The organism is Staphylococcus sp. NAM3COL9 (genome assembly GCF_001431205.1).
Lineage (GTDB): Bacteria > Bacillota > Bacilli > Staphylococcales > Staphylococcaceae > Staphylococcus.
This window is the reverse complement of record NZ_LGPC01000003.1, coordinates 20,727-31,869: the sequence shown is the minus strand read 5'-3', so window position 1 is coordinate 31,869 and position 11,143 is coordinate 20,727. Positions and strand designations below refer to the sequence as shown.

Below are 11,143 nucleotides of genomic sequence, written 5' to 3'. Positions count from 1 at the left end.
ACTAGACGAAGGCAATCCTGATGAAATTTTAAAACTGCGTTTAATTAGTGATGGTCTTTGGTTTTCTATAATGTACGAATACCTCGACATGGAACAAATGCAACAAATGGAAAGAATCGTTTTCGAAATTTGTAATTCCTTAAATCAGGAGAATAAATAAATGGTCATTTTAATTGAAGGCACTTATATAAATTTCATCATTCTTAATATGTACCGTAAATACATTTCATAAGTATTAAGCAGATGATTAAAATTTTTAGTTAATTTAAATATTTATGACAGAGAGGGCCTTAACATGAACAATAACAAGCATCAAAAATATGAATATCTAGCAGATGATCCAAATTTTAAAACATTACCGATTATATTTTCACTAATTATTGGAGCTTTTTTTGCTATATTAAATGAAACATTATTAAATATTGCCCTTACATCTTTGATGAAAGAATTTGATATCACCTTACCAACTGTACAATGGATGACGACAGGGTTTATGTTGATTATGGGAATCGTAGCACCGATTTCTGCGTTGCTGTTGCAGTGGTTTACGACAAGACAGTTATTTTTAAGTACTATGACCATTTTCACTCTTGGAACAATAATTTGTGCGGCGGCGCCAGCCTTTTCTATACTCCTTATTGGACGGTTCATTCAAGCAATCGGGACTGGGATGCTTTTGCCTATTATATTTAATGTATTTTTGCTGATTTATCCCCCCTTTAAACGTGGAAAAATCATGGGAATCGTTGGGTTTGTTATCATGTTTGCGCCAACGATTGGGCCAACGCTATCTGGAGTTATTGTTGAATATCTAGGTTGGCGTTCTTTATTTATTATGGTAATCCCATTTTCAATATTCTCAATTGCATTTGCGTCTAAATTTTTAATTAATGTTTCAGAAGTTACTAAACCTAAAATCGATTATTTATCATTAGTTTTTTCAACTATAGGTTTTGGGGCTGTTATATATGGCTTTAGTAGTGCTGGAGAAAGTAAATCAGGCTTTTTAAGTCTAAATGTATTAATTCCAATAACTGTTGGAATCATTGGAATTGTCTTATTTTCAATAAGACAGTTCAATTTAAAAGAGCCCCTAATAGATTTAAGAGTATTTAAATATCCTATGTATACACACGCTATTTTAATGTTTTTAATAATCATCATGACGATGTTTGCTTCAGAAATAATTTTACCTATCTATATGCAAGGGCCATTGGCTTTAACTGCAGCTACTGCGGGGTTAATTTTACTGCCGGGTAGTTTACTTAATGGGGCAATGTCGCCGTTGATGGGATATCTATTTGATAAATTTGGCCCGCGTGTTTTGATGATTCCTGCATCAATTGTGCTAAGTGGGGCAATGTATGTGATGAGTAGATTAAATGTGGACACGCCTTTGTGGGTTGTTATTGTTAGTTATATCTTGTTGATGTTATCTGTTTCAGCAATTATGATGCCTGCTGAAACCAATGGGTTAAATCAACTTCCAAAACACTTATATCCACACGGGACTGCAGTGATGACAACTTTACAACCAGTTGCTGGAGCAATTGGTGTTGCAGTATTTGTTAGTATTATGAATGCAAGACAGCTTCAATTTTTACAAAATTCAGGGAAACCACAAGATCCTGACACAATAAATCAGGCAATGGTCGCAGGAGTTGAACTCGTTTATTTTATTAGCTTTGCTATATCCATTATTGCCGTTATCTTATCGTTTATTGTCTACCGAGCGACGCCGAAAAAAATAGATTAATTATTTAACAAATAATTATACATTTTAAAAGGTATGACTAAACAATAAGACATAGCAATCCAACAAGAAAAAATGATCGTTATTAAGACCTGTGTTAATTTTGAAACAATAAAGAGACTCCTTTTAACAAGAGTCTCTTTTATTATGTTTTGTGTTAACTATAGATTATGTAAATTAAAAGTGGTTAAAAATATGGCTCTAGTATAGTTATTTTAGTTTTATTCTTTCAAATCGCTTTTTTTAATTATTATGAAAAAAATTAAAACTAAAACAATTAAATAAAAATAAGTGTATCCCATATTGAAAAGCAAAGTAGTATTCATTTTCACATTATCTCCATATGTTAATATCTCGTTTATCTCAGAAAAAGGAGGTAGTATCCAAGATATGGATTTTAAAAAAGGAATATATGTTATGAATACTTCTTTTAATAAAGAAATGAGTAAAATAAATACACCCATTAACCAAGCGTATTTTTTATTTGATAATGAAGTATTGGCAAGTATAAATGCAATACTTATTCCCAATATACAACCAGAGATGTGAGAATAGACTCCTAAAAACAAATGGAAAAATTGAATGTTTTTATCATATACATTCATTATTACTGGGTATCCAATAGCAAACAAAATCAAAGGAAGTAATAGTAATAATGAAAATACAAATTTGCCTATTAAATATTTGTATAATGACTGTAGTTGAATATAATGTAATTCTTTTTCGCTTAAAGTATCACTCTGTAAAATCATTACAGTAAGCCAAGTAGAAATGAAAGTAAGAACTATAAAACTTATTCCATAGCTAGATAAAATAGGGATGTCCTTATATACATATAAAAGCATAATCCATGTAATATAGATAACGTAAGGAGGAATGAATTTATAACTCCTTCCAAAATTTCTAAATTGATATTTGAGAAAATTATTCATCATTAAACAATTCCTTTACTTCTATGATGTGATTATTACGCTCTATTAATGACTTAATAACTTGGTCACTTTTATCGGACGGTAAAGTAATGAATATAATATCTGAGTCATATTTCAAATCAGTTAACGTAGTATATGTCCTTAGTAGTTCTAAAGCATCGTTACTAAATTTAGTTATAATTCGTTTTAAATGACTAACTTGTTTAGATGATACATCATTTACATTTTGTACAAAGCCTGTTTTCATATCTAAAACGTGGGTGCAAATGCTAGTTGCAAACTCATTTTCATGAGAAGTGAAAACAACCGTTGCTGTACCTTTTAAATCATTTAAAATAGTTTTCACTATATCTTGAGTAGCTGAGTCTAACCCAGATAAGGGTTCATCAAATAAATATACATCTGAGTCAGATAATAATGACTGTATTATGTTTATTTTCTGCAAAGTACCTTTAGAACAATATTTTAACTTCCCCTTTTTTTGAGAATTAAGTTTAAACAGTTCCAAATAATACAGAGTAGTTTCTCTTTTTTGGTTATATACTTTTGATATGTAATCAAGATATTCTAAAATTGTAAAGTTTAAATTTGATGGGAAATTGTCAGGCGTATAAGATACTTTTTTGTATTTTCTTTGAATATCGCCTTCTGTGGGATGTAGAAAACCAGCGATTAATTTCAAAGTAACACTTTTACCAGAACCATTTGCCCCCTGTATAAAAGTGGTTGATTTTTCTGGTATTTCAAAAGAAATATTTTTTAAAATATAATTTCCACTAAACTTTTTTGATAATTCATTTGCTTTAATAGCTATATCATCCAAATTAAAACCCTCGTTTCTTTCCTTTTTAACATGCCCTATATTTATCATAATATATTGATAGTATATACTTCCTACTATATTATTTAAACGTAATAAATTTTATTAGCCGTAATTTTTAAAACGTTCGTTTTTGACACAAAACCTCTTAATATAAAATTGAGAGGTTTTTCTTACATATTTTAGTTTCTAAACCTGTGTTATAATCAATGTATCACAAATATCAAAAAACATGAGTTTTTAGACGATGACAGACGTGTTTATTTGCATCGAGAATTAGATTTCATTAATAAGTACCCATAAAACGATTAAAAGAGGTGGTATTCAAATGGCTAAAATTGGTTATGCCCGTGTATCAACACAAGATCAAAGTCTTGATGGACAGATTGATACACTTGAGGAATATGGTTGTGAACGTATCTTTAGCGAGAAAGCGAGTGGTCGTAAAACCAAAAGAACGGAACTTGATAAGTGTTTAGATTATTTACGTGAAGGAGATATCCTAGTTATCTATAAACTAGATCGTCTTGGACGTACAACAAAACAGTTAATTGAACTATCGCAATGGTTGGATGAAAACGGCATTGATTTACATATTATTGATATGAATGTATCAACCAAAGATGCGATGGGCAAAATGTTCTTTACAATGATGAGTGCATTCTCTGAACTTGAAGCTAACTTATTAAGTGAACGAACGAAAAAAGGGTTAGAAGCAGCACGAGCAAGAGGCCGAAAAGGTGGTCGTCCTTCATTACCTGACCATAAGAAAAGAGAGATTAAATTCTTATACGATGAACAAAAACTTACTGGTGAAGAAATTGCGAAACAAACAGGAGTAAGTCGTTCTACAGTTTATCGTATTAAGAAAAAAGACTAAAAACAGACAGATAAAATGAATTTTAAATAATGAAAAAGTGCCTCAATCAATGGCAGTAGATTGAGGCAAGTAGATTGGTTATAAGAAAGTAAAAATTAATTTACTTATTTTTAAAGTAGCAATTAATGGTTTTATTATTCAGTTACAACTTTTAAATTTACATCTATGTTATTTCGCGTAGCTTTTGAATAAGGACAAAAATCATGTGCGTCTTTTAAATATTTTTCTGCTTCTTCTTGAGATATATTACTTACTTTGGCATTGATATCTACTTCTAGTTTTGGACTTTCAGCATCTGGATCATCGACTAATCTTACAGTTAATGTTACTTCAGGATTAGCATTTTTAACTTTATTTTGTTTTAAAATTAAGTCGAATGCGCCATTAAAACAAGAAGCATAACCTGCTGCAAATAATTGTTCAGGGTTAGTACCATTATCAGAGCTTGTTTTGTCTGGTGGTACTATTGCTACATTTATCACATTATCATCTGTTTTCACATGACCGTTTCTTCCACCTTTATTGGTAGCACTTGTTTCATATTGGACTGTCATAGTTCATTCTCCTTTATATTGTATTATCAAGAGTCTTTACACTGTGTTCATCTCCGATTAAAACTTTATCCGTCATGTTAATAAATAATCCTGAGTCTACAATACCTACGATAGAATTCAAGGCCTTTTCCAGGGATTTTGGATCATCTATAAAACCAAAGTCACAATCAAGAATATAGTTTTCGTTATCTGTAGTATATGGTTGGTTATGCAATTCTCGTAGTGTAGACACACCACCTAAAGACTCAATCTTTTGAGCTGTAACTTCCCAACCAAATGGTATAATTTCTACCGGTAATAGAAATGCTCCTAATTGTTCTACAAGTTTAGTTTTATCTATTACAACAACAAATGATTTAGCAGAATCAGCGATTATTTTTTCACGTAGTAGTGCGCCACCACCCCCTTTAATTAAATTAAAGTTAGCATCTACTTCATCAGCTCCATCAATAGCTAAATCTAATTTTCTAACTTCTTTAAAGGATGTGAGGGGAATGTCCAATTGTTTTGCTAATTTAGCTGTGTTTTCCGATGTTGGTATGCCAGAAATGTTTAGACCTTTTTTAACTTGATTGCCTAAATACTCTAAAACGTACTGCATCGTTGAACCAGTGCCTAAGCCTATTGTCATTCCGTCATTAATCTGTGTGACAGCTTCTTTTGCAACTAATTTTTTTAATTCATCATTGTTCAATTACTCATCTCCCGTTTATAGAACAAGAATAATTTATTTCTTCCAATATCTTTCAAACAAATTATTCATATGCAATGTCATCAGTTCAGATGCTTTCACGTCATCATGTAATTCAATAGCTTGAATAATTTTCTTGTGTTCCTCAAAGTTTACTTGTCTATAATCTGAACGTGTAACAGTTCTATCTCTTAAAAATTTCCACATTTTTTGATGTCCCATAGAGTCACTAATGTCTTGAATAAACTTAATTAGCAAATCATTTTTAGTAGCTTTAGCGATTGTTTGGTGAAATTCATCGTCTGTTATAGGGTTATAGATACCATCGTTTGTTTCCTTTTCCATTTTCGAGATTATATTATTTAATTTTTCTATAACTTCATTTGTTGCTCTTTGTGCAGCATATTTAGCGATGATAGGTTCAATTTCCATTCTTGATTCAATTATTTCTTCTGGTGAAACACTATTTAAAACATTAGATGAATCATTGTCTTTAGTCGTATTTATAGTATTTTTAACATAAGCGCCTTCGCCTTGTTTTGATAATACAAAACCATTTAATTCTAATGCGCTTATTGCTTGTCTAACAGGGGCTCTACTTACGCCAAATTGATCGCATAAAAGTTTTTCTGAAGGTAGTTTATCACCAACTTGGAATGTACCTATTTCTATTTCATGAAGAATTTGCTCGTAAATTTGAATATATAATTTGTTACTAGAGACACGATTGAAAGGCATAAATAACACTTCTTTCTATGTTTATTGTAATCTTATATTACCATGTATGTTAGTTAATAACATAACATGTATGTCTTTAAGTAACATAGAAAGTAATAATGTTAGTCCATGTGTGAACCTCCATTAATATCGATATCTTCACCTGTAATATAAGATGCTTCAGATGATGATAAAAATGCTATCGTTGTGGCAATTTCTTTCGTTTCAGCTGGGCGACCACTCGGAATTGTGTCAATTACTTTTTGTGCTTCATCTTCAGGCAACGATTTCCATATATCAGTATTAACCAATCCAGGAGCAACACAATTTACAGTAATCCCATTACTAGCAACTTCACGTGCTAAATTTTTAGAGAACCCGAGTACTGCAGCTTTAGAAGCTGAATAATGAGCACCGCCAAATACGCCACCACCGCGTTTTCCAGAAACAGAGGAAAGACTAACAATGCGACCGTAATTTTGCTTTTTCATTGGTTTCAAAGCAGCTTGTGTTGTTAAGAATAAACCAAACATGTTTACAGTGAATATTCTTTGCATGTCAGTTAAAGTCATATCTTCTACGGTCACTTTTTGAGAGATACCTGCATTATTGATTAAAATATCAATTGTTCCGTAATGATCAATTACTTTTTCAATCATGTTATCTACAGAAACTTTATTAGTTACATCCAGCTCCACGCCAATTGCTGTACCACCCAAATCATCAATTTCTTTTACTACAGCGTCTACACCTTCTTTATTTAAATCTGCTATAACTAAATTTGCTCCTTGTTCTGCAAAAGTTAGAGCGATTTCTCTTCCAATCCCTTTTGGTGACCCACTTCCTGTGATAATTGCTACTTGATTGTCTAATCTAAACATTTATATTCATCCTCTCTATTTCTGGACCAATGACTTAGCAGTATTTATAATGTTTTCTACTGTTATTCCATTTATTTCTAGTAATTTTTCATAAGGTGCGGATTGCCCAAATTGATCTTGAACACCAATTTTCCTTACTTTACCAGCACCTTCTTCTGCCACAACATCACTAACAGCACTACCTAATCCATTAATAATATTATGATCTTCTACTGTTACAATATTTCCAATATCTATACACTCTAATATAGCTGTTTTATCAATAGGTTTTATAGTATGCATATCTAGTAATTTAACCGATATACCTTCTTCTTCTAATTTTTCAGATGCTTCTATTGCCAAACTCAATGTATCTCCATTAGCAATAATTGCGATATCTTCTCCATCTTTAAGATGTTTTGCTTTTCCTATTTCAAACGTTTCGTCTTCATCATAAATAATTGGGATTGGGCCACGAGTAAATCTTAAATAAACAGGGCCATATATTTCAGAAGCAGCTTTGATTAATTTTCTTGTGGAATAATAATCAGCGCCCATGATAACTTTCATATTGGGAAATGTACGCAAAACTCCCATATCTTCTATAGCTTGATGACTTCCTCCATCTGTAGCTGGTGTTAACCCGCCATGTGAACAAGCTATTTTTACATTAAGGTTGGGATAACATACTTCTTGTCTTACTTGTTCTGCCATTCTTAATGATCCAAACACTGCATAAGTACTTACAAAGGGTATTTTTCCTGTTGTTGAAAGACCTGCAGCCATGCCAGCAGCATTTTGTTCAGCAATACCCACATTTATATGTTGTTGGGGTAACTCCTTCATAAATTCCCCTGTTTTACAAGATCCTCCAATATCAGCATCTACAACAACAATATTTCCGTTTTCTTTACCTAGCTCCAATATTTCATCGCCAAATGCCTGTCTAGTAGCTTTTCCTTCTTTATTTTTGATTAAGCTCATATTTTAGCACCTGCCTCTTGTAATTCTTTCATTGCCAAATTGTATTCTTCTTCATTTGGCGCTTTTCCATGCCAACTAACGCTATTTTCCATAAATGACACACCTTGACCTTTTGTGGTATTACAAACAATACACTTAGGTTTATTATCATTTAAATCTCTAATCTCATTTAAAGTATCAACGACTTCTGTCATGTCGTTGCCATTTATACGTTTTGTATAAAATCCCCAAGCTTTAAATTTTTCTTCTAAGTCACCGTTTGGCATGATTTCTTCAGTAGTACCATCAATTTGTAATCCATTGTCATCAACAAAGACAATTAAATTATCCAATTGATATTTAACTGCAGATTGAGTAGCTTCCCAGATTTGCCCTTCTTGACATTCACCATCACCAAGAACAGCAAAAACTTTATATTTTTTCTTGTCCATTTTACCAGCTAAAGCCATACCTACCGCGCATGATAATCCTTGTCCTAAAGAGCCAGTTGAAATATCAACGCCTGGACATTTTTTTGAATCTGGGTGCCCTTGAAATGGTGATTTGTATTCACGTAAAGTATAAACAGTTTCATATGGTACAAAACCCAATGTTGCTAAAGCAGAATATTGAATTGGTGCAACATGTCCTTTTGATAAAACAAAACGATCTCTATCTTCCCATTCAGGATTTTGAGGATCAATATTCATTTCTCCGAAGTATAAAGCACTCACGAAGTCAGCTGCTGATAATGATCCACCAGGATGACCTGATTGAGCACTATATACCATTTTCAAGACAGTTTTTCTTAACTCATTTGCAGTTTTTTCTAGTTTGCTCACTTTTAAATTTGCCATGCTCTCCACCTCTTTTAGTGCAATTTTTCAACTTGTCTACTAAGTTACTTACAACACAAGGTTACAATAAACCGTTTTCATTGTCTACCTTTACTTTTAAAATTCCTTATTGACAGACATATTTGTCGAGTCTATACTTCTTATATACTTAGTATACAAGAACAGAAGTAAACCATTTTTTAAGAAGTGGTTTAAAATTTCACTTTAATTGTAAGCGCTATCAAATTCAACGTGACTTTTTAAAAATAAGGGGGAGGGGAATTTATGCCTTTAATTATTACAGGGCTTGGAATTTTAGTACTGTTATTATTAATCATGAAATTTAAAATAAATACGTTTTTAGCTTTAATTATTGTTTCTTTTATATTAGCTTTGTCACTTCAAATACCACCAAATGAAATAGCAATTTCTATAGAAAAAGGTCTAGGAGATACACTTGGGCATATCGGTCTTATATTCGGTTTAGGAGCTATGCTGGGTAAGCTTATTTCTAACGCTGGGGGATCTCATCGTATTGCCGTTACATTAGTTGGTAAATTCGGAGAAAAAAGAATTCAATGGGCTGTAGTGGTAGCTTCTTTTATTGTAGGGATAACACTATTTTATGAGGTAGCTTTTATATTATTAGTGCCTATTATTTTTACAATTGCAAAAGAAATAAATATATCTATATTAAAGTTAGGCTTTCCAATGGTCGCTACTTTACTTGTAACACATTCTTTTTTACCTCCACATCCTGGGGTAACAGCCGTTACATTAGAATATGGTGCAGATGTAGGTACAGTATTAATTACTGGAATAGTCATAGCAATTCCTACAGTTATTATAAGTGGTATTTTTTATCCGAAATTACTTAATAAAATAAATCCTTCTATTTTCACAAAAACTAGGAGTGTATATCAATTAGAAGATGATACAATTCCTCAAAATACACCTGGATTTGGAATTAGTGTTTTAACAGCAATATTTCCTGTTATACTGATGGCTTTAGGAGCTATTATCATCGCCATAAAAGATTCACTAGGGATGAGTAATAATTTCTTTTTCGAATCTATAAGTTTCATTAGCAATGCTTCTGTAGCTATATTAATTTCTTTGATTTTAGCTATATATACAATGGGGATTAAAAGAAAAATCCCCGTATCTAGTTTAATGGATTCATGTGTATCTGGTATAAATACATTAGGTTTCTTGTTTTTAGTTATCGGGGGTGGCGGCGCGATCAAGCAAGTACTTTTAGATGGCGGCGTAGGAGACTATATTGCACAAATTTTCGAAGGTTCTACAATCAATCCTATTATATTGGCTTGGTTTATAGCAGCAATATTACGTGTATCATTAGGATCAGGAACAGTAGCTACATTATCAACAGCCGGACTAGTTATACCCATATTGGGTCAAACTCCTGATGTTAATTTAGCTTTAGTTACACTAGCTACTGGAGCAGGGAGTTGTATACTTTCACACGTCAATGATGCTATGTTTTGGATGATTAAAGAATATATGGGAATGACGCTAAAAGAGACTTTTGCTACATATACTGTTATATCAACAATAGTTTCGATAGCAGGATTAGTATTTATACTGATATTAGACATTTTTATATAATAACGAGAATTTGTTTATTTATATTGTTTTTTAAATTAATTTGTTATATCTTTTATGTTGGTGAAATTCATTATTATAAAATTAACTTAAAGCGAAGTATAATTAATAATTATACTTCGCTTTTTTTAAATATAGAATCTAATAACTCTATATACACTATTAATATTAGAATAATATGTTCTGTATGTTTAGAGCGTACTTTAGTCATACACATTGAAGTTCATTTCCTATTTCCATTTACTTAATATTAAATATCATCTTCAAGTAAAGCCTCTAATACTTTTTGCAAGGTATCTTTAAACACTTCTATAAACTGTTTAGCAGTGCTATCGGTGCTGTATTGGGTGGTTTATTACTTGCACAAGGAGCATCAACTAACATGTTAATCCATAGTACATTTACTGTAGTTATTTTAGGTATTATTGTTCAATTAATAAGTATATTTATTGACAAGAAAAGTATAGAACTTTAAATAAGTAGTATTTAGTATAAAGCACCCTACTATTTG

Annotated in this window: 12 protein-coding genes; 4 read left to right on the top strand and 8 right to left on the bottom strand. The window is 31.7% G+C overall.

Annotated features, from left to right (window positions below; all coding sequences use genetic code 11):
- The first annotated feature begins 295 nt into the window (after positions 1-295).
- The gene (locus tag ACA31_RS00405; RefSeq protein WP_057511418.1) at positions 296-1,756 is read left to right on the top strand and encodes an MDR family MFS transporter; all 1,461 of its coding nucleotides are present in this window, start codon (positions 296-298) and stop codon (positions 1,754-1,756) included.
- A gap of 218 nt (positions 1,757-1,974) precedes the next feature.
- Here ACA31_RS00405 and ACA31_RS00400 read toward each other — a convergent pair whose 3' ends face one another.
- Together ACA31_RS00400 and ACA31_RS00395 are read right to left on the bottom strand one after the other, a co-directional pair.
- The gene (locus ACA31_RS00400) at positions 1,975-2,688 is read right to left on the bottom strand and encodes a hypothetical protein (protein ID WP_057511417.1); all 714 of its coding nucleotides are present in this window, start codon (positions 2,686-2,688) and stop codon (positions 1,975-1,977) included.
- On the bottom strand, positions 2,678-3,508 hold the full coding sequence (locus tag ACA31_RS00395; protein WP_172793135.1) for an ATP-binding cassette domain-containing protein: 831 nt from the start codon (positions 3,506-3,508) through the stop codon (positions 2,678-2,680). Before ACA31_RS00395 ends, ACA31_RS00400 begins: the two co-directional genes overlap by 11 nt.
- Before the next feature lie 325 nt (positions 3,509-3,833).
- Between ACA31_RS00395 and ACA31_RS00390 the strand changes: the two genes are divergently transcribed.
- Positions 3,834-4,385 (top strand): recombinase family protein, encoded by a 552-nt coding sequence (locus ACA31_RS00390; RefSeq protein WP_057511415.1) that lies wholly within the window; start codon positions 3,834-3,836, stop codon positions 4,383-4,385.
- Positions 4,386-4,519: 134 nt separating this feature from the next.
- On the opposite strand, the gene ACA31_RS00385 is transcribed toward ACA31_RS00390, so the two are convergent.
- The 6 genes from ACA31_RS00385 to ACA31_RS00360 all read right to left on the bottom strand — a co-directional run bounded on the left by ACA31_RS00385 (position 4,520) and on the right by ACA31_RS00360 (position 9,051).
- Positions 4,520-4,939 (bottom strand): organic hydroperoxide resistance protein, encoded by a 420-nt coding sequence (locus ACA31_RS00385; protein WP_057511414.1) that lies wholly within the window; start codon positions 4,937-4,939, stop codon positions 4,520-4,522.
- Between the two features lie 13 nt (positions 4,940-4,952).
- Positions 4,953-5,633, bottom strand: a complete 681-nt coding sequence (rpiA, locus tag ACA31_RS00380) for a ribose-5-phosphate isomerase RpiA (RefSeq protein ID WP_082587021.1) — start codon at positions 5,631-5,633, stop codon at positions 4,953-4,955.
- Between the two features lie 33 nt (positions 5,634-5,666).
- Positions 5,667-6,368 (bottom strand): FadR/GntR family transcriptional regulator, encoded by a 702-nt coding sequence (locus ACA31_RS00375; RefSeq protein WP_057511413.1) that lies wholly within the window; start codon positions 6,366-6,368, stop codon positions 5,667-5,669.
- 101 nt (positions 6,369-6,469) lie between these two features.
- Entirely contained in the window at positions 6,470-7,228 is a 759-nt protein-coding gene (locus ACA31_RS00370; protein ID WP_057511412.1) for an SDR family NAD(P)-dependent oxidoreductase, read from the bottom strand.
- Between the two features lie 15 nt (positions 7,229-7,243).
- Positions 7,244-8,191, bottom strand: a complete 948-nt coding sequence (locus tag ACA31_RS00365; protein ID WP_057511411.1) for a transketolase family protein — start codon at positions 8,189-8,191, stop codon at positions 7,244-7,246.
- Positions 8,188-9,051, bottom strand: a complete 864-nt coding sequence (locus tag ACA31_RS00360) for a transketolase (RefSeq protein WP_277582471.1) — start codon at positions 9,049-9,051, stop codon at positions 8,188-8,190. The genes ACA31_RS00365 and ACA31_RS00360 overlap by 4 nt, the downstream gene beginning before the upstream one ends.
- A 240-nt stretch (positions 9,052-9,291) precedes the next feature.
- Here ACA31_RS00360 and ACA31_RS00355 point away from each other — a divergent pair, with 240 nt between their 5' ends.
- Complete coding sequence (locus tag ACA31_RS00355) at positions 9,292-10,635, top strand: gluconate:H+ symporter (protein WP_057511409.1); 1,344 nt, start codon at positions 9,292-9,294, stop codon at positions 10,633-10,635.
- A 283-nt stretch (positions 10,636-10,918) separates the two neighbouring features.
- On the top strand, positions 10,919-11,107 hold the full coding sequence (locus ACA31_RS13175; RefSeq protein WP_156393374.1) for a hypothetical protein: 189 nt from the start codon (positions 10,919-10,921) through the stop codon (positions 11,105-11,107).
- Positions 11,108-11,143 lie beyond the last annotated feature (36 nt).